The organism is Paenibacillus qinlingensis (assembly GCF_031455095.1).
In the GTDB taxonomy this organism is placed as follows: Bacteria; Bacillota; Bacilli; order Paenibacillales; family NBRC-103111; genus Paenibacillus_E; species Paenibacillus_E qinlingensis_A.
The window spans coordinates 375,040-395,203 of the sequence record NZ_JAVDSB010000004.1; the positions used below are offsets into that span (position 1 = coordinate 375,040).

12 protein-coding genes are annotated in these 20,164 nt (G+C 47.1%); 4 read left to right on the top strand and 8 right to left on the bottom strand.

Annotation, left to right across the window (positions count from 1 at the left end; all coding sequences use genetic code 11):
* Positions 1-83 precede the first annotated feature (83 nt).
* The 3 genes from J2736_RS14995 to J2736_RS15005 all read left to right on the top strand — a co-directional run bounded on the left by J2736_RS14995 (position 84) and on the right by J2736_RS15005 (position 3,553).
* A complete protein-coding gene (locus J2736_RS14995) occupies positions 84-872 on the top strand; it encodes an AraC family transcriptional regulator (RefSeq protein ID WP_310499407.1) in 789 nt (262 codons plus the stop codon).
* 146 nt (positions 873-1,018) lie between these two features.
* A complete protein-coding gene (locus J2736_RS15000; RefSeq protein ID WP_310499408.1) occupies positions 1,019-2,119 on the top strand; it encodes an SGNH/GDSL hydrolase family protein in 1,101 nt (366 codons plus the stop codon).
* 36 nt (positions 2,120-2,155) lie between these two features.
* The gene (locus tag J2736_RS15005) at positions 2,156-3,553 is read left to right on the top strand and encodes an ADP-ribosylglycohydrolase family protein (protein ID WP_310499409.1); all 1,398 of its coding nucleotides are present in this window, start codon (positions 2,156-2,158) and stop codon (positions 3,551-3,553) included.
* Positions 3,554-3,644: 91 nt separating this feature from the next.
* Here J2736_RS15005 and J2736_RS15010 read toward each other — a convergent pair whose 3' ends face one another.
* The 8 genes from J2736_RS15010 to J2736_RS15045 all read right to left on the bottom strand — a co-directional run bounded on the left by J2736_RS15010 (position 3,645) and on the right by J2736_RS15045 (position 17,829).
* Entirely contained in the window at positions 3,645-5,681 is a 2,037-nt protein-coding gene (locus J2736_RS15010; protein WP_310499410.1) for a chondroitinase-B domain-containing protein, read from the bottom strand.
* 77 nt (positions 5,682-5,758) lie between these two features.
* On the bottom strand, positions 5,759-9,829 hold the full coding sequence (locus J2736_RS15015) for a chondroitinase-B domain-containing protein (protein ID WP_310499411.1): 4,071 nt from the start codon (positions 9,827-9,829) through the stop codon (positions 5,759-5,761).
* A 75-nt stretch (positions 9,830-9,904) separates the two neighbouring features.
* The gene (locus J2736_RS15020) at positions 9,905-10,906 is read right to left on the bottom strand and encodes a hydroxyacid dehydrogenase (protein ID WP_310499412.1); all 1,002 of its coding nucleotides are present in this window, start codon (positions 10,904-10,906) and stop codon (positions 9,905-9,907) included.
* A 14-nt stretch (positions 10,907-10,920) separates the two neighbouring features.
* Positions 10,921-11,760 (bottom strand): sugar phosphate isomerase/epimerase family protein, encoded by an 840-nt coding sequence (locus J2736_RS15025; protein WP_310499413.1) that lies wholly within the window; start codon positions 11,758-11,760, stop codon positions 10,921-10,923.
* Between the two features lie 74 nt (positions 11,761-11,834).
* A complete protein-coding gene (locus tag J2736_RS15030) occupies positions 11,835-13,451 on the bottom strand; it encodes an extracellular solute-binding protein (RefSeq protein WP_310499414.1) in 1,617 nt (538 codons plus the stop codon).
* Between the two features lie 119 nt (positions 13,452-13,570).
* Positions 13,571-14,449, bottom strand: coding sequence for a carbohydrate ABC transporter permease (locus J2736_RS15035; RefSeq protein ID WP_310499415.1), 879 nt, complete (start codon positions 14,447-14,449; stop codon positions 13,571-13,573).
* A gap of 19 nt (positions 14,450-14,468) precedes the next feature.
* Positions 14,469-15,410, bottom strand: coding sequence for an ABC transporter permease (locus J2736_RS15040; protein ID WP_310499416.1), 942 nt, complete (start codon positions 15,408-15,410; stop codon positions 14,469-14,471).
* A 127-nt stretch (positions 15,411-15,537) separates the two neighbouring features.
* Positions 15,538-17,829 (bottom strand): AraC family transcriptional regulator, encoded by a 2,292-nt coding sequence (locus tag J2736_RS15045; protein WP_310499417.1) that lies wholly within the window; start codon positions 17,827-17,829, stop codon positions 15,538-15,540.
* A gap of 300 nt (positions 17,830-18,129) precedes the next feature.
* On the opposite strand from J2736_RS15045, the gene J2736_RS15050 reads away from it, so the two are divergent.
* Positions 18,130-20,130: a heparinase II/III domain-containing protein gene (locus tag J2736_RS15050; RefSeq protein WP_310499418.1), complete on the top strand. Its 2,001-nt coding sequence runs from the start codon at positions 18,130-18,132 to the stop codon at positions 20,128-20,130.
* Positions 20,131-20,164 lie beyond the last annotated feature (34 nt).

Consider the following 20,164-nt stretch of genomic DNA (forward strand, 5'->3'; position numbering starts at 1 on the left):
GACAATTATTATTGGAGGTAAGCTACGATTTTGATATAATCAGCTAGACTTCCGTTGATTGGAAATGAAAGGAGAATTGCACGATGATTCACCCGATCGCGATTTACTTCGAGCATTGTGAGCCAGACTGGCACGTCCCTCGTGCGGCGGCCAATAATCATATTCTCATTTTGATGACAGGCGGTGAAATCACGTACACCGTCGGATCCCAGTCATTCCATCTGAAAAAAGGTGATCTTCTCTTCGTACCGGAGGGACAAATTCGCAGTGCACTAAATCAATCAAAGCGAATTCACGACATGTATGTTGCCCACTTCAAGTATTCGGGAATTGGGGACGGATTGCCTCTGCTTGCTGAGCCAACTTGTCAACTCACAAGGCCGTACAACTTCGATTACATTAGGCAGCGCTTCTCCTCCCTCACCCAGTATTGGCTTCAAAAATCGATGCACACGCAAACACTATGCCACAGCGTACTATTAGAAATCATCGCGATCATCAACGAAGAAACCAATTCAGGCCCTATTACACATCCTAAGGCTCATGGGATTACGATGCAGCTGAAGGATTACATCTTATATCATTACCGTGTACCCATCGACATGAAAGAACTGGCTAATCATGTAGACCGAACACCGAACTATATCAGCACCGTCTTTCGGGAAACGACCGGTCAAACAATTACGGACTATATCCAACAAATTCGAATAGCCGCCGCATGCGATCTCTTAACTGGCTCCCAGATGAGTATAGGAGAAATCTCCGATTTTCTCGGATTTTGCGAGCAGTCCTATTTTAATAAAGTATTCAAAAAGGTAACAGGTACCATGCCCTCTGCCTACGTAAAAGAGCGATTGAAGGTGTGGCAATGAGCCCTCACAGCTCCAAATCTAAATCTTACAAATCGTAGAATTCCTCCAAAAACCGTCTTCATGTTCATTGTTTCAACGTCGTTTTTTTCCTACAATTGAGAAGTATTCAGATCGGCAACCTTCCCATTGACTGGAGGAACCACCAATTGAAACCACCCGCGAATGCAAATCAAAACCTTGACGCGAACTTGCAGCCCGATGCTCCCCGTACAGACGAGTGGGCATGGCATTCGCCGCTTGCCGCCCCTTTTCGCTTAACCAGTCTGCCTTGGCTGGCACAGGATGGCCTTTATCGAAGATTGCCGCTGCATCCTAGCCACCCTATCCGATCCGAAGTGGATCGTCTGGCTAATTTCACAACTGGCGTGCAAGTTCGTTTTCGAACGGACTCCCCGAAACTTGCCGTTAGAATCGTACTGGCAGATAGAGCTACAATGTACCAGATGCCCGCTACAGCGCAGTGCGGCGTAGATTGTTATATCGGCTCGGCTGGAGAGCAGCAATATGTCAACACCACGCGTTTTGAGCTTGCACAAGCTGAGTATGAGAGCGCTCTCTTTGAATCCTTTTCCACAGAACTGCGGGAAATTACGCTTAACCTCCCCCTCTATCAAGGGGTCAAGGAACTGTGGATCGGAACTTCACCTACGTCTTCAGTGTCTGAATTTCAGGGATTCTCCTCCGATAAAAAGGTACTTATTTACGGCACCTCCATCACCCATGGTGCTTGCGCCTCTCGACCTGGGATGACTTATCCGAACCAATTAAGCCGTATGTTCCCGCTCGAGTTCATCAGTCTCGGCTTCTCCGGCAATGCACAGGGAGAGCCTGAATTGGCACATATCATCAGTCAAATCCAAGATCCTGCCTTGCTTGTGCTCGATTATGAAGGGAATACGCCAAGCACAGAGCATCTGGCACAATCGCTGCCAACGTTCATTCGCATCTACCGTGATGTTCATCCGGATGTCCCCATCCTCGTCATTTCAAAAATTCCTTACGCCAAGGAAGCTTTCGATGAGGAGCTGCGCCAACGCCAAGAAGAACGAAAAGCACTTCAACGTGGAATCGTAGAGCGTCTGAATCGTGAGGGCGATGCCCATATTCATTTCTGTGATGGCTCTGGTCTTCTTGGCGCAGACTATCAAGAATGTACGGCCGACGGGATCCATCCCTCCGATTTGGGCTATAAGCATATGGCAGAGGGACTTCAACCTATCTTTAAGAAGCTCCTGCAATATGAGTAAATATGACCGCAATTACATTGGAGGCCAGATCGAATTATGTTACCATCCCTTTCTTTCCTGAAAGACCAGCTCTCCACGATTCTTCGCAATAAATTTGCGCAAGGCCATGATACATCTGGTTATTTGTATCGTCTTGAAAGTTTACCCCCGAGCTATGACGCTTATCTCTCATTTGCACAATCTCTAGCAGCAATGCCCTTGCGGCACGACTGGCCCTACTATGAACCTGACACAATTGAAGAGATTTGGAAAGAATGCGATTCGGCTAGACCGCTAGGCCTACTGAGTGAGGTGAATTATGAAGAGAGCTCACGCCGCGTGGAGACGGCATTTCTCTCTTCCGTGTGCGGCTCCATGCTTGGAAAGCCGCTGGAGGTAAATCCGAATTTGTACGAGATGCGCGAAGCCTTCTCAAAAGTCGGAGAATGGCCAATCCGTGATTACATATCGGATGAGATGCTTCATGCTCTCGGCAGACGTCACTGGTCTTGGTTTGAAACAGCACGTAATCGCATACACTTCGTGGCTCCAGATGATGACATCAACTACACATTGATGGGTATGCTCGCATTAGAGCAGTTCGGGGCAGACTTCACGCAGCTAGATCTGCGCAATCTATGGCTCAATCACCTCCCGATTAGCACAACTTGGGGACCAGAGCGCATCATGCTGCTCCGATCTGGGCTAAGTTACTGGGAGTATGACAAGTCGCCCATCCCGCTCGATGAGATTGCGCGTTGGGCAGATGTACTGACACCGGACAGCGAGCAGTGCGGCGCTGCCATCCGCGCGGACGCTTACGGTTACGCCTGCCCGGGCAATCCCGCGCTCGCGGCTGAACTTGCTTGGCGCGACGCGAGCTTCACGCACCGCCGAACTGGCGTATATGCAACAATGTTCTTAGCCGCAGCGATTGCGGCTGCTCAAGTGTTGGATGACCGGCTAGCAGTCATTGATACCGCTCTGCAGTTCGTCCCGCAGCGAAGTCGCTTCTACGAATCGGCCTCGACTTGTCGAGACATTGTCTTACAAGCTGGCGATTGGCTTGAAGCGTATGACGCCATTCACACGCGATACGGTGAGTTCCAACATTGCGGCATCCATCAGGAAATCGGCACACTCATTAACACATTCCTGTTTGCTGAGAATGTTGGCGATGGGTTATGCAAGCAAGTCGCGCAAGGCAACGATACGGACAGCTTCGGTGCAAGCGTCGGCTCCTTGCTCGGAGCCTGGTTTGGTCCCGACGGTTTTGACCGCGATCGCTGGACTGCACCTTACCAGGACACAATTCGCACGGGTCTCGCTTACTTCTACGAACAGTCGCTGTCCCAGTTGGCTGCTCGACTAGGGCGCTTGCCACGAATCGTTAGCGAAAGCAGACATAAGATCGTGCCGAGCGAGCTTTACACTCAGGAGAACGAAGATACGTAATTCTTCTATAGACACAATAAGGCGCCGTGAACGACTATGCACAATTGCACTGTCGTTCACGGCGCCTTTATCTGTCCGTATTTGGTGACGCTTAAAACCCCGGTGCCACAATCTGCGGGTGCTTAGGATACAATGCGGTATCCCCATTACCTGCTGGCACGGCATGACTCGTATTCTTGGTCAGCATGATCTTGTCGACCATCGCCCCATCTTCTCTATCTATGACTTTAAGCGAGTGCTGTCCAGTAGACAGGGATAGACCCGTATATGCCTTACGCCAGACAAAGCCGCTATTGTACGTAATCACAGCATCCACGGCAGTGCCATTATCAACCGACAGCTGAAAGCTGTCCGAACCATTGTCGGCGGCACTGGCCAGCATCCATACATCAAAGGACCCGCCGTTAGTCACATCTAATCCATATTCCGTCCAAATGGAGGAAACGTGATCGCCAGCTGTCTCTGGAATGGACATATACGCACCTCCGGAACGGCTGCTGTCATTGACCAGATCGAAGGCTCCTGATTTGTTCATAAACCATTCCGCTTCCAGATAGCTATCCTTCCCGCCATCAATCGCATACCGGCCATCGCTGCGTTTATTTAACCACCAATTCCCGGTAGGACCGACATCATAGACCGTTAATGGCTTCCTGACAATACTGCCAGAGGAGTATTCATCAGCACCTATGTCAATTGTAGTCCCTCTCGACTGGCCATCCATATCTGTACTATAAGTACCTGTCTTCTCAATAACCCCAGTAAGCTCAACCCCTCCATGGGATAGTACAATGCCCGAGGAAGGTGTTCTGAATAGCTCTCCGCTTGCAACAAGATTTGTTGCAGCCGTGGTTATACCGCTTGTAATGTTGGCTGACTTCGCCGTTGCACTGCCAGTCACATCCGACAAATTTTTCTGAAAATCAATACTACTTGTTCCTGTTGCAGATTGGGTATAGGCTTCCCCGGTCGTACTCTTACGCACGAGATTATTGTATACCTTAATATTGCTTGCATTATTGCCAATGTATAGGGAATTGTAAGGACCCGATTGATCGACAATGGTGTTATTCATAACTACGGTACCGGTAGAAGACGGATGCGAGGTAGCATTCCCATCGGCCAGATTAATCCCGGAGAACTGTGGATTTTGAATATAATTATTTTTAATAATATGATTATCTCCATAGGCGCGTACACCGTTGCTATTGAAGAAGAAGTTGCCTTCGATCAATGACCCCGTCCCGAGTCGAATCGTGACCCTGGAGTCGCTATCGCGGAACGTGTTGAACCTGACGGTGTTCTGTGAAGATTTCACGCTAATCATTTCCGAGGCATCGCCGATGACGTTTTGCATGAGATTGAACTCTGCAATATTGAAGTTGGAGGTGCTGCCAGATTGTCCAATCTGGATAGGCTCCATCCCGTTGGTCGTAGCGGAGCCCCAGACGGTTTGGGTGCTTGGGATGTTAACAAAGTAATTCCAGCGAACGGTATTGTTCGTATTTAGATTTGGTGACGTTCCGTTCACAATCCCGACGGATTGAGAGATACTGTTCTCAAACGTATTGTTCTCGATGACACTGAATTCGGTTCCCGATTCAAAACGAACAATATGTGTTGATGCGCCGTTCGTCAGTGCAGGATCTGAGCCTACCGTTGTATCTTTGTTTCCACTGGAATAAAAATAGTTATTACTTAATGTGCAATAGTCACAGTTGGAGAAGACAACGACTTGCCGAAGCGAGTCTGTTCCTTCATGAAGCACCTTGTTGAAATAAAAACCGTCGAGCTTAAGATAGCTGCTGCCGGATAACTTGAAGGTCAATTTGCCCGTGAGCTCGACACCGCCTTGCGTCTCTGCACGAATGGTGATTGTGTCCGATGCCGATGTCGCTGCCGTCGTATTACTTAGCGTGATCGTGCCAGCATTGCTGTACGTATTGTTACACACGATAATCGTGCTTCCTCGAGCGGCGCTGCTTACCTTAGACGGAAGATCCGACAGCACCGTCACTTCATTGGACGCGCTGCCGCAAGCGGCAGCCTGTGCCCTTTGTTCCGTACCAACCGGTAAACCAGACAATAACAAGGTCGAAGCTAGTAGCAAAATCCATTTTATTCTCATTGTTCGTTATCTCCTCCATATGAGAGTGTTCAACTACTTAACTATAAGAATCAGGCGGTTCGAATGTCTTCCGCTTATTACTTCTTGCCACCCTTCTCGGGCATTTTACTTTTCAGACTATGCGAATACAGGACCTCTCCGGAAGGCAAGACAGCTGCGATGGTAAAATAGTACGTTACACCGTTTGTCAGTTCAGTGGCCTCGTAGCTGTATACGGCAGAATCTACCGTGCTCAATACGGAACCCAGGCTTCCTGACGAGGTGCTGGCATAAACCACGTAGCTGACACTACCGACCACAGGGTTCCAGCTTAGCTGCACCGAGCTATTGCCAACGGTTCTAACTTTTGCCATCGGCAGCTTCTTACCAGACGAATTCGAGAGAAGAGTCACGGAGTTGGAAGCCGCCGACGCAGCACCTAACCCAACCGCATTCTTAGCTTTTACAGTAAACGTATAGGTGCTTCCGTTAGATAAGCCTGTAATCTCAATCGGGCTGGACACTCCAAGCGCGGTAGCACCTCCGGGGGAGACCGTTACTTCATATCCAATAATGGAGCTGCCCCCATCGGTATCCGGTGCACTGAAGGTAACAGATGCTCCTCCATTGTGATACGATGCCGACACATGGGTTGGAGCTCCTGGTACAGTCATCGGCATAGCATCTAAGCTATTTGAATACAGGACATCTCCGTAAGGCAAGACGGCTGCGATGGTAAAATAGTACGTTACACCGTTCGTTAATCCGGTGGCCTGGTAGCTGTATACGGCAGAATTAAATGTGTCCAAGATGGAACCCCGGCTTCCTGACGAGGTACTGGCATAGACCGCGTAGCTGACACTGCCAGCCACAGGGCTCCAACTTAGTTGCACCGAGCTATTGCCAATGGTTCCAAGCTGCCCGACCGGCGGATTTATATCCGTAATGGTTCCTACTTGGAAGGTCTGACTTCGCGTATCCTCCACATTGCCTGCCTTATCGATTCCGCGATATTCCAGCAAGTGAATCCCATTCGGAATGACAACAGCCTCATTGTACGTACTCCAGGTTGGGCTGTTGTCCAGTCGGTACTCTACTCGACTGACGCCAGATTCCGCATCTGTCGCAGAGAAGCTGACCGTTACTCCGCTCGGATACCAGCCATCCTCAGGGGCGGCGCTAGTCTGCAGCGAGGTGATTGGCTGCGTCTGGTCGCTATTGGCAGAGAATTGAATAGTGAATACCGCATCCACCATATGACCATTCAGATCTCTAGTCTTCATCACATTACCATTCAGATCGAGTACCTTAACGATACCTTTACCGGTGACACTCGTCGGCTGTGTAATTTGCAGCGTTGCACGTGAGCCTTCCCAGAGAAGCGCTTCAACTGTGGGCGGCGACGTCGTTCCGCCAGGCAGCGTTACCGCATAATCCACCTGATCACCGCGAAAGCCATAGACGGGAACGCCGTTCCATAAAATCATACCAAGCGCATAATAATTGGCTGGCACCCACCATTTATCCTCTGGTCCCACATCCATGATACTTAGCGGCCTGTGTATGATTCCGCCCTCTGTCATTTCATCCGCACCCGCGTCCGGGTTGCCAACCCGCTTCTGACCGTCCATGTCTTCCGATAACGGAAGAGAAGGATACAACGTTCCATAATCAACTACTTTGCTGCCTGCAGCCGGCCGATAAAGCAATCCGTTGCGTTCCAATCCAACATCTTCCCTAAGCACGCTAGGTACATTGCTGCCTACCGTCCCGTTGCCCCAGGCATAGACTGCATTCGTCTTCATCTCAGTGGAGATTGGTGAATTGTTAATGGCGATTGTCCGGTTCGTGGCTACAAGGTTATTGGCGATCAGAGTGTCTTCCGCCCCTCTGGTACCGCCAGATACTTGAATGCTGCTCGTATCTCCGGAGTAAATCAAAGTATTGTTTACAATCTTCGTATTAGTGGCTAGGTCGTGATCATCAGAGCCGCTTGGTACGGAAATAGGTGTATTTTTCACATTAAAGAAGTAGTTATTGGAGATGATCTGATCTCCCCCATAATTCCGAATTCCGTCCTTGCCATTGAAGAAGAAATTGCCTGTGAAGACGGATGAATTGCCGAGACGGTTCGTCGGACCGGACCAGCTGTTCAGAAATGTATTGTAACGTATTGTATTATTGGAGCTCTTGTTACTGATGATTTCCGCCTTGTCGCCCATCACATTCTCGAACAAGTTGTATTCGACAGTCGTATAGGAGCGAACGCTGTTGCTTCCTTGTCCGATTTGCACGGCTTCAATCCCGTTCTCCATAGGCAGTCCTGTAGCCGGGTCATTGAACCAATCCCCAACAAACCGAATATTTCTAAAGAAGTTATGGTCAATCGTATTGTACAAGTTCAGCTGGTCGGCACCAGAAGATATCTTAACGCCAATCCCTTGACCTCGGCTATCCTCCATCGTATTATGGTCGACCCGATTGTACTGGGATCCGCTGTCGATGCGGATAATATGGATAAACGGTGAATTCGTATCTCCGCATTGGTAGAAGTAATTGCCCGTAATCCGAATATGATTTCCGGCTACAATGCGAATGGAATGCCCTGGATTATACACGACCTTGTCGAAGAAAAAGTCGCGGAACACGAGGTAGCTGCCACTGAGTTGGAAGCCGCTGGCACCGGTGAATCTCGCTCCTCCTGGCGTTTCACTGCGTATGATGATAGGATTCGCTTCCGTTCCGTTGGCGTTCAGCACTGCCTGGAAACCGGAGTAGGTACCGTTCGCAAGTATAATCTCCGCTCCCGGCAAGGCACGAGCCACTGTTTCCGTTAGCTCTGTGATGGATTCCACTTGCAGTGTGCCTGAGAGTGGCGTACCGATGGTCTTGAACACTAGATTAGTCGGCTGTGCCAAATTCAAACCATACAAACTTTTAATTGCGTCAGCCGTAACATTCAGCTGATATTTCGTGCCATATTCAAGCGGAACGCTCGGTGTGACGACCAGCTGCTGTCCATTCATACTGATTGCTGAGGCCACCGGGGTGTTCGTCCCGTATTTGACCAATTCTACCGTTCCGTAGACTTGCTGGTATACCGGCTCGTTAAACGATATCTGAATCGCTGTATTCAGCGATACGTTCAGTGCATCGGCCTTTGGCATCGTGTTAGTAACATAGGGTTGATTCAGTACGGTAGAGAACGTTGAAACAAGCGTTTCGGCCAGCGGCGTTCCGTTCGTGCTGTTCACCGCACCTGCCGGAATGGTGAGCTGGTAGGTAGAACCATGAGACAGAGTGGCCGATGGCTTCACGGTAAGCTCATTCTTGTAGGTTGACACCGTTACAGATACTGGCGCACCGCCTTTCGTCAGCTTAATTCCAGAGAAGCTAGAGCCCTGTACAATATCCGTCTGAAACGTGCTCTTGATCTCCGTATTCAGAGGAACATTCACAGCCCCATCCGCAGGAATTTGAGCCGTTCGTTCCGGAGCAATCACCGAAGGCGTCAAGGTCGAGGTGATTAGGAGGTAAGCCGAATTCGACCCGTTTTCCTTCGTCCGAATCGATACCGTGCGGATATCCTTCTCTGCCGTTGTTCCTGAATTCGCTGCCGTGCCCGTAATCGCCAAGCTGACGTTTTGTGCGCCTAGCGTCTTCTTCTGTTGGATGTGGGAGGTAATATCAATATTTTTCCAGGAGTAGCTCGTGTTAGGGTTGGTGTTGCTGAAGTAAGCGCCAGGGATCGGTGAAATGGAGGGAGCGTTGCTGTAAGTAATTGTGTTCTCACTCCAGTCCTCACTGCTCACAGAATAGATATATCGGTTGTGCTGTCCGCTTGGCGTTTGGTCACGGTTAGCATACACATAGAGCTCTGCTTTCACGATGTCGCCTGGAATGGATGCTGCGCCCAGATTAAATTTAATGAAGGCCCTTCGGTTATAGGTCAAATTGCTGTCGTATCGCACCTTCATTTCGGGCATACTTCCATAGTTTGTATTTGAATCGGTCGTTCCTCCGTTGACATAGGAGTCCTCACTGACGGGAATCTTAATTTGCACCGTTTCGGAATCCGCATAAGCTGTGAACTGTTTGCTGAAATCAATGGGCACTGCTGCTATGAACAAGACAATAGCCAGCAGGAGGACTGCGCACCTCTTAAACAATGGATTTTCCCCTTTCAAAATTAATTTAATAAACTTCCCCCACAGGTCTCTTTCTGCTAGTGTCAGTAATCCTATTTATTTCCGCGTCAATCTGCGGTAGTGATCAAGCGTTACATGGCCTAGCAAGGGTTGCTCCTCCGTAAAGCGTTTCAACTCATCAACGATAAAGTCGCAAAGCTCTCGCTTGAGTAATCCGTGGAACCCCCCAATGTGCGGTAAGCAGACGACATTTGATAACTTCAACAGTTCATGTTCAATAGAAAGCGGCTCACGATCGTATACATCCAACATAGCGTTAATGCGACCTGTGCGAAGTTCTTCAAGCAAAGCATGCTCCTGTACGACAGGTCCTCGTGCCGTATTTACCAATAGCGCACCGTCTCGTAATCGTTTCAATTGTTCGGTTCCTATCATGCCACGTGTTCTATCCGTCAGCGTATTGTGAATCGATACAATATCACATTGCTCGAACAACGCATTTAATTCGCAAAGTTGAAATCCTTGAGCTTTCGCTTCCTCTTGTGAGCAATAATTAGAATGTACCCAGATTTTTACGTTAAATGGTTTTAACATGCGAATGACATGCTTGGATATTTCTCCATAACCGACCAAACCTATGATTCTTCTAGTTACACCCAACACGGTATCACGGCCGTTGTTGCTCCATTGCCCTTGTTTCAAGCCAGCACTCAGTGAAGATAGATTCCACGCCCCTGCAAAAATCATAGAGAAAGCGCATTCAGCTGTCGAGAGCGCAAGTACCTTATTTGCACTAACCACCGTAATATCAGTTTCAAACACATCCTCTTTGACAATCACCGCTACACTTCCAGCTCCATGACCGATAAATTTCAATCTCGTCGCTCTTGCCAGCACCTCAGGCGTAAACACAGGAGATCCCCATGAAGTGATGCAGGCATCATATTCGCCAATTCGTTCGGCTAAGTCCTCACTTGTGAATTTCTCATGCAACGGAATAAAATCAACTTCAGTAAAGCCCTTGAGCTTCTGAAGTGTCGCTTCCGGCCAGGTTAACTCTCTAAGTTCCGGATTCTTAATCGTAACTAATGTCCTCACTGGAGCGCCTCATTTCATTTTAGTTTAGAAAGATCATTCATATAAGCTACGTATGCAGGGAAAATCAATTCCGGTTCCATACCGGGTACCTGCAGTTCCTTGCGCCACTTCGTTTCCCACTCTAAGCTAAAATAGCCCTGATAACCTGCCTCATCCAATAAGTGAATAATCTCAACGATAGGGACGACTCCTTCGCCAACCTTCGTATATGTCCAATTGATTTCCATGGGATCTTCGAACGGCACGCCATCTTTCATATGAATATGCGCGCATTGGTCTCCCAAAAGTGCAATCGTCTCCTCTGGGGATTCCCCCTCTTCAAGCGGATGAATAATATCATAGATCACGGCACAATTCGGCCGATCGACATCATCCAAAAGCTTACGAAGTGCTTTACCCGTCGCAAATTCATTATGCGTTTCTAGCCATACCTGTACCTGTAAGGAAGCGGCATAATCACAGGCTAGCCTAATGCGATCGACAACTTTCTCATAGTGGATAGCGGGAACTACCTTGTCTCTACGATTATTAAAATATCCTAAAAAAACGCGAATGCCTTGCGCCTTTAAGTCATGAGCCAGATGTGCAACTTTCTCAAATTGCTGCGACATAGCCTGATCACGATCACTTCCATTGAAACAAACATTCGATCCAATATCCGTTACCTTTATACCAGACTCTTCAAATAATTGAAGTGCCATTAAACGCTCATCTAAGGTCATTTCCGTAGAGACCGCCCACGCTGGACCTTCCCGTAATTCCATAGCTGCAAATCCACATTCCTTTGCAAAAGAAATTATATCCGCCAATTTCCAGCCTTCACAAGGCAGCGTACTACAAGCTAAACGTCTCACTATGTTCCTCCTGTTCGATTAAAATAAAGACTGCAATCACATAAGCTATAGTGATTGCAGTCGCCTCAAACGAATTACCTCTTATTGAAGCGATCCAATGCAGATTGCATAATCTTCACGGCATCCTCCGCACCAATTGACTTTAACTTTTTGATAAAATTGTCATAGTTCTCCATCGGCTCTGCACCCATAATAAACTTAGTGATCATCTCTTGCGTGTACGTGTTAACATCGCTCATGATAGTTGCATATTTAGCACTGTCCTCCAGCGACGGAGAGAGATTCGGCGGCATCTGATTTTTATTGGATGGTGCACTCCACAGCTTAATGGCATCTTTCTGCTCTTGTGCTGGAAGACTATACTGTTCAAAGAATCGTTGATCACTTAAACGAGGCGACTCCGCAATACTCGCATATTTCCCTAATGCACCAGCAACCGTAAGCCCTTGCGGATTTTTCATAACGAGATCAGTGAAGGTTGGATAGCCGTTGACCATCTTATACGACTCACCCTCAATCCCGAAATTAAACAGCAAACTGCCTTCAGGGCTGTAACGGTAATCGAGCCATTTTAAAGTCTCCTCAGGATTCTTATTACTGGTCGAGATGGAGGCGCCCGGACCTACCTCGCTTGCTCGGTGTCCATAGAGCGGTTTGTCCCCTTGCTTCAGTGTTGGAAGCGGTACGCCGACGAGATTAAATTTAGGGTTAGTCTGTCTCATCAGCGTGTTAAATTTGCCAATACCTCCGCCCAACAAATAAACACTTGAGCCGGTTCGGTCTCCCGTCATTTTGGCATCGAACATCTTTCTATCGTTTACAGCAAATTCAGGATCGATGAGTCCTTCCTTATACCATTTGCTCATTTGAGTAAGGAATTCTTTGAACTGCGGCTGCAGCATGCCATATTTAACCTTGTTATCCTCTTGATAAAACTTCATAGGAATTCCGTAAGCGCCAAGGAACAGCGAGGAACTCTCCAGATCGGACATGAAAAAGCTGAAAGGAATTTCATCTGCTTTGCCATTTCCGTTCGGATCTTTCTCTTTAAACGCTTTCAATACGGTGTACCACTCATCAATCGTCGTGGGTGCTTGAAGTCCCAGCTTGTCGAGCCAATCTTTGCGAATCCCCGGTCCGTAGAAGGTTAGCTGATTCGGGTCCATGTTGAGTTTGTTAATGGAATAAATCTTACCCCCGTCCGTTGTGACCTGCTTCATTACGCTAGGGTTTTCCTTTAAGATTTTCCAATAATTCGGGGCATATTTTTCAAGCATCGGCTTGAGGTCGATAATGACACCGTCACTTATGGCTTTATCAGGTCCTCCCTCATAATCTTTGGTAAAGCTGTATTCAATCACATCTGTAAAACTATTCGAAGCCACCATGAGGTTAAATTGTTGTTTAATTTGAGGCCCGCCGCCTGCTGGAGGATGCTGGTATTCCACCTTCACGCCTGTGCGCTTCTCCAATTCCTTGGCAACTTCGGTTTCTCCTACACTTTTTACTGAAGCCGCGATGTTATTATCCAGTAAGCTAAAATACGTCAATTTCGTCAGCTTCGGCTTCTGCTCTTCCTTTGCCGGTACACTGCTCGACTCTGTTCCATTCTTACTGCACGCGGTAACCATGGTTACTGCGAGCAAGGCAGCCATACAGCTTAGTGTTTTTGTGGTCCACATTTTCTTCATGTGATCTTCAACCCCATCTCATCGATATGTCTTGCAAAATGATCCTAGCATGCTCCGGAGGCAACTTCCCACCATCCATATGCGGTATTCACCATCAAAAAGAGCAAATAACAGCCTAATTACCCTTTAATGGCGCCAATCATGACACCTTTTACAAAGTATTTTTGCAGAAAAGGATACAACAACAAAATAGGCAGTGTTGCAATGATAATGGTTGCGTATTTAATGGTCTCGCCTACGTAGGCCTTATCAAATGCTCCTACATCCGTAAGCATGGATTCACTGTTATTGGTGATGAGAATTTCACGAAGAACGAGCTGCAACGGATATAAATCCCGTGATCGCAAGTAAATAAGTGCGCTGAAATAGGAATTCCAATGTGCAACGCCATAGAACAAAACCATGACAGATAGCACAGGAATGGACAGCGGCATCACGACTTTTGTAAACACTGTAAAATCGTTGGCACCGTCTATTTTAGCTGATTCTTCCAAGCTTTCCGGAATACTCTGAAAAGACGTTCGTAAAATAATTAGATTCATTGTAGAGATCAGTCCCGGTATAATTAGCGCCCAGCGCGTATCGTACAGACCTACTCCCTTCACCAGCAGGTAGGACGGGACAAGTCCGCCTCCAAAGAACATCGTGAAGACAATCGCCATCATAATTGGGTCGCGCAGCATCACATTTCTGCGGGATAAAGCGAAGGCCGTAAGCGAAGTAAAGACAATATTAAGAAGGGTACCTATCGCTACATAAAACAACGTATTGGCATAACCGGTCGGAATCATGGGATTTTGAAAAACAAGCTTGTACGCCTCCAGCGAGAATCCAGCTGGCCAGAGTATAATGCCTGTGCGTTTCATCAATTCAACAGGGTTGCTAAGTGAAGAAAATAAAATGTACAGGAACGGATATAACGTCGATAAACTAAGCAGCGTTAGGAATATATAATTGCAAACATCGAATACAATATCGGAAATCGACTTATGTTTCATGATACCCAACCCTCTCCTTCTACCACAACTTCGTTTCGGATACGTTGCGGCTAATTCTATTCGCGACAATGAGCAGCGCGAAATTGATCACGGAATTAAACAAACCAACTGCGGCGCTAAAGCTAAAGCTAGATTCTAATAACCCTTTGCGATAAACGAAAGACGAAATAGCATCTGCTGTTTCATAGGTTGCCGGGTTATACAGCAAAATAATTTTCTCCGCGCCGACACTCATGAAATGTCCAATGTTCAAGATGAACAATATGATAATAGTCGGTGCCATCCCTGGAATGGTAATACTAAACATTTGCCGGAATCGGCCTGCCCCATCTACTTTCGCCGCTTCGTAAAGCGACGGATCAATACCGGCAATGGCAGCCAAGTAAATGATCGAGCCCCAGCCAACGCCTTGCCAAATATCCGAGCCTACGAACAAGAAACGAAACCAGTCAGCCTCCAACACGAATTGAATCGGTTTGAAGCCGAACAGGCTGGACAATCGATTGATTAACCCATCCAAAGAGAAAAAATCAATCACGATGCCGACAACGACAACAACAGAAATAAAATGCGGAATGTACGTAACCGTCTGAACAGCCCGTTTGAATATGGCCACCCTGACCTCGTTGAGCAGCAAAGCCAACAGAATTGGCGCAGGAAACCCGAAGATAAGCTGATACAGATTAATGAGCAGCGTATTCTTTAGTACCCGCCAGAAATAAAAGCTGTTAAAAAATAGTTTAAAATGGTCGAAGCCTACCCAATGACTGGCCCAAATCCCTTTAGCCGGCACATAGGTTTTGAAAGCAATTTGCGCTCCGTACATAGGACCATAATGGAAGATGCCATAGTACAAGATCGCCGGCAAGACCATCCAATAAATGATTTGATTTCTTTTTAAATCTTTGCGCAACCGGCTCCAGTATGTCGCTCCATCATGCAAGAAATTCACCCTCTTCATGTTTGATGGCTTTAGTATAGCCACGCACCTGTTCCGCTTCCACCATCAATAATGAAGCAAGACCATCCGATTATAAAAAAGAAGATCCCCTCATCATAATCATGAAAAAGGGGATCAGACATTCAAATTACGTATGCATGGTTCTATATTTGCCAGGCGTAACTCCCTCATGTTTCTTGAATATGCGTGTCAAACCGATATCTGTGGAGTAGCCCAGCTTCAAGGATATATCCATTACCGGTAAGTCAGTCCCAATCAGAAGTCGTTTCGCTTCTTCAATGCGAATCTTCGCAATACATTCTGTAATGGTTTCCCCTGTCTGCATCTTAAACAGCTTAGATATGTATTGCGGTGAGAGACCAAAGTGATCAGAGATGGAAACAAGACCCAGCATAACATCATACACATGCTCGTGAATATAAGCCGTAACTTGCAGCTGAAGCTGCTCTCCGCGTTCACTTTTTTCCAGCTTAAAATGGTCGCAAACGCCCTGATACATGGATTTGATGTCCTCGAACATTTCTCGGATCGTTCCATGCGGCCCAAGCCTTAGTTCGGGATCTTCTTCATTCGGAAATACTTCCTTATAGTCCGTGTTCATACTATGTAGACTTTTAAGCAATGTGCTGACCATATTGTACATCAGCCATTTCCCACGTTCAGGCGAAAGCGCATTCGATTGAAAATTCATCCGATACACTTGTTCAAGCAGCTCGCTGATTGACTCAAAATTTGCCAGCTTAACACCCGCAATAATTTGAGCTTCAAATTCAATTGGATAATAAAATGAACTCTCTGTCTCCCCCAGTTCATCGAAAAACAGTAAGGTGCAGCTTCCCCGTACAAGCTTGAAGTCAATTGTGCGCAAAGCTTCAATATAGCCCTTATTGATCCTTTCAATGCCTACGCAATGATCGCTGACAGCTACGGTCAACTGGATCGCGAAACGCTGCTGCAGCAACGCCATGAAGTCCGCAAGCATGACTTTTAGTTTCTCTTTTAGTGTTGCTAGCGTTGCATCTGGACCCCCGTTAACCAGTACACCTATTCGCTCTCTCGACATCTCTACGGAATACCCCAAGAGTCCATGTTCCAGCAGCGCATCATTCATAATGTTGGCGACGATGAACCGATGATGAGCCCATTGTCGTTCGGCGTGATGAGCCACATCCACATCTTCTATATCAATAAGCACAACGGCAAATGTATTGGAATGAAATCGGATGCCTGCAAATTCAAGCGTCGAATCATCAAAAGATTCGAAATCAATTTGTCCTTTTAATAACCTGCTAATAAAACTTGAGCGCATCACCGGGAATTGCATGTGCAGCTTAGACCGCAGACGAGACTCTTCAGCAATTGATTCTTCAAGTGAGAACTGCACGAGATCCCATTCGTTCCCGCTGACCTCACCTTCTCGACGCCGATTGCGTATTAAACCGATTAAATTACTTAAGGGGCTGTAATTTCGCTTTGCTGCGATATAAGAAATAGGAATACCGATTAGCATACATAGCAGAAGCGCGATTAGGGCCATATTTTTAATTTTGGTGACCGGGGCCATAAACTGGACAGTCGGTTTAATAGCTAAGTATTTCCATCCGGTTTGTTGGGAAATCTCATAGGTGATGATCTCTTCACCACCTTCTCCTCGCATTCGAAACGTATTAGAGCCATCCTTCATGTTCTCCAATAGCGTCATATTGAAGGGATGCTCCGTGTTCGTATTAATAATGACTTCATTGTCTTTATTTAAGACATATAATCTCATGCCATCCCGCACATCGGTCGCTTCTACATCGTCTAACATCTTGTTTGCTGCGATATCCAGAACGAGCGTTGCGTCCCCCTGATTCCGACTAGAGACGGGCATCGTTTGCGCAAAGGTAACGTAATTGACGCCGCTCGAGCGGTGCTCTGCCGGTAAAAAAGTCTGATAATAATGTGCATCAAAAAGCTTCTTCCGCCAATGATCATATTCGCCCGGAGGTTGTTGAAGTTGAATGCGATAAAATGGTTCGGTTTGGGTCTTGAAGCTATTCGACACAATGCTGTCTGTAGCTGCAAGATGGATATAGTAGGACTCAATTAAAGGATTACTAGATCGATATTTGGCTAATTCAAGGAACAGGGAGTAGGCTAAGTACTCCTCATTTTCTGTTCCTCTTTTAGAGAGAAGAATAATATTTTGGATGGTCGGGTTAATGGTAATGCTAGTGGCAAATTGCTGGACATCTTTAATTCGGCTGTCAATTCGCTCACGATATTGATTAACCAGCGCCTGATTTGTATGAGTCGCATTCGTGTAAATCACTTTCTCGAGCTTCCCATAAGCGAACATGCCAATAATGACGGGTACCAAAAAGATAATGATGTGTGTCATGAGCAGCTTATAAAAAAAACTATTACGTTTTTGCATAAATGAACGAGATATGATGTTGGCCACCCTCTTTACCTATGTATCTTTTATCTCTAAATGAACTGACCTCTATGTTTAATCTAACATTTTGCAATTGTATGCGTTACCATCAATTTGTTGAAACGACAATCAAAGTTTAAATTGATGTTGATAAAAGAGATAGATTAACCCAAGCATAGCATAAAACAGTGATATTGAGGGGCGGTTAGAAGGAAAGATGGTAGCGTAGTTTATTCACTAATGGAATAATGTAGTAGATGGATGTGACAATTAACAATTTTAACGGGGGGGTTGTTCATATTGAACGAAGCATTGTTCAGCCCGGCGTTTTTCAAGCAGATTCAGGAGAAGTGCTATGAAGTGTCCTGGGCGCAGCAAGCTCTGGATAAATTGGAGCAGCAGGCGGAGAAACGATGGGAAAGTCTGATCGACATTCCACTGCTCGGGGGCGGTTGGAGCCATGACTATAATTGTCCGGGCGAAGGGGCCAAGCTTGTCCGTATCGACCGGCATCATCACCGCTGTCCTTCGTGCGGCAACATATGGAGCGGCAGTCCTTGGGATGAAGTAGCGATTAGAAATGAGCATATTGATTACAGCGTTGGCTCCTGGCAGATGGCTGTACTGTATGGACTAACAGGCTCCGAGCGTGCGGCGGTTTGGACTAAACAAGTGCTTTTGTTTTACGCAGAGCATTATGAGCAGTACGTACTGCACGATCGCATTGGTGGGACGTCCAAGGACGCAGCGAAAGTGATGTGCCAGACGCTGTCAGAGTCGAGCTGGGTGCTTCCTCTGGTCCAGGCGTACTGCATTTTGAAGCAACATGGGGTCGTAAACTTGTCCGAACAGCAGCGAATCGAGCAAAACTGGCTGTTAAAGATCGTGCCTCTGCTCGACGGTAACCAGTTGGGCATTTCTAACTGGCAGTCGTATCACAATGCGGCAAGAGCATGGATAGCGGCGGCCACTGACCGGCAGGATTTACTGGAGAAGGCCGTGTATGACACGAAGCATGGATTTTTATTTCAAATGGAAAATAGTCTGTCCGATGACGGGTTCTGGTACGAAGGGGCTTGGGGCTATCACTTCTATACGTTGGGTGCACAAGTTGATTTGGTGTTGGCGGCCCACTATATGAATGTACCTTTATATAAAAATGAACGCTTCCAGTCGATGTTCCGAGCACCGCTGCAGTGCATGCTTCCTGACGGTACCCTGCCGCCTGTTCATGACTCGGATGTGATTGATGTGAAAAAGCTCTCGCATCTCTTTGAATTTTCCAGCGCGTTCTTTGGTGAAGGGTACGAGGTAGCGGCCGTTTCTGAGCGGGATTCGCTAATGTCGTTGTTATATGGACCTCCCCATCTGGATGGAGAAGCTCAGACTAGCAGCCGTGAAACTGCCTTTACAGAGTTAAAAAAAGCCGGCATGATCCTCATGAAGCAGACTGCATCTGCACAGGTGGCAATGGTCGATTTTGGCAAGCATGGAGGCTATCATGGTCATCGGGATAAGCTGAGCTTGCTCTACTATACAGGCGGCCATGCCTGGTTGAATGATGCAGGGATGCTGCCGTATGGCAATGCGATGCATGAGCGATTTTTCAAGCAAACGATCGCTCACAATACAGTTACGATCGGGGGCTGCTCTCAAGCAGAGGCGGAAGGAACTATTGTGAAAGCCGAACAGGATGAGAAGGGCTGGATTTACCTGGAGACTGAAACGAGTGAAGCTTATCCAGGAACAGTTCTACGCAGGCACTGTGTGTTAACTGACAAGCTGCTGGTAGATGTGTTCGACGTCTATTGTGATGAACCGCAGGATGTGGATTGGATTATCCATACACAGGGTTCTCCAGTACTGGCAGCAGGACGGGAAACGCCAGTCGAGCCTATTTTGCTAGGAGAACAAGATGGCTATGATTGTCTTAAGCAAACGATACAATGGAGCCCGGAACTGACAGAGGTATGGCACCGTACATGGAGCTGGGATCAAGCGGAGCATAATGGAGATCATTTCGATGTGTATGGACTAATGCCGTCCACAGAGGGAACATCCGAAGAAATTTATTTGGCCGAGTCTCCAGCCATGCCATCTATGGGCAAGCGCAGTACCATAATTCGCCGGCGGCTCCAAGTGAAGAACACGCGGTTTATTGCTATCTTCCGTGCTTGCACAGAGGGAGACAAGCCGCTGCAAGTGGAAGTTGTCGATGCTATGTCGGGTCTGCAAGTCCAGGTTACATATCCCGAAGGGAACGTTGATTGTATGGCTATACCATATCCTTCCTTAAAATGATTATTCATTTCCCTTTTCCACCGATAATAGAGGA

What these genes read in the sequence shown, in the direction of transcription:
- J2736_RS14995 (WP_310499407.1), top strand. Translation starts at nt 84, where the DNA reads ATGATTCACCCGATCGCGATTTACTTCGAGCATTGTGAGCCAGACTGG.
- J2736_RS15005 (WP_310499409.1), top strand. Translation starts at nt 2,156, where the DNA reads ATGTTACCATCCCTTTCTTTCCTGAAAGACCAGCTCTCCACGATTCTT.
- J2736_RS15010 (WP_310499410.1), bottom strand. Translation starts at nt 5,681, where the DNA reads ATGAGAATAAAATGGATTTTGCTACTAGCTTCGACCTTGTTATTGTCT.
- J2736_RS15030 (WP_310499414.1), bottom strand. Translation starts at nt 13,451, where the DNA reads ATGAAGAAAATGTGGACCACAAAAACACTAAGCTGTATGGCTGCCTTG.
- J2736_RS15035 (WP_310499415.1), bottom strand. Translation starts at nt 14,449, where the DNA reads ATGAAACATAAGTCGATTTCCGATATTGTATTCGATGTTTGCAATTAT.
- J2736_RS15040 (WP_310499416.1), bottom strand. Translation starts at nt 15,410, where the DNA reads ATGAAGAGGGTGAATTTCTTGCATGATGGAGCGACATACTGGAGCCGG.
- J2736_RS15045 (WP_310499417.1), bottom strand. Translation starts at nt 17,829, where the DNA reads ATGCAAAAACGTAATAGTTTTTTTTATAAGCTGCTCATGACACACATC.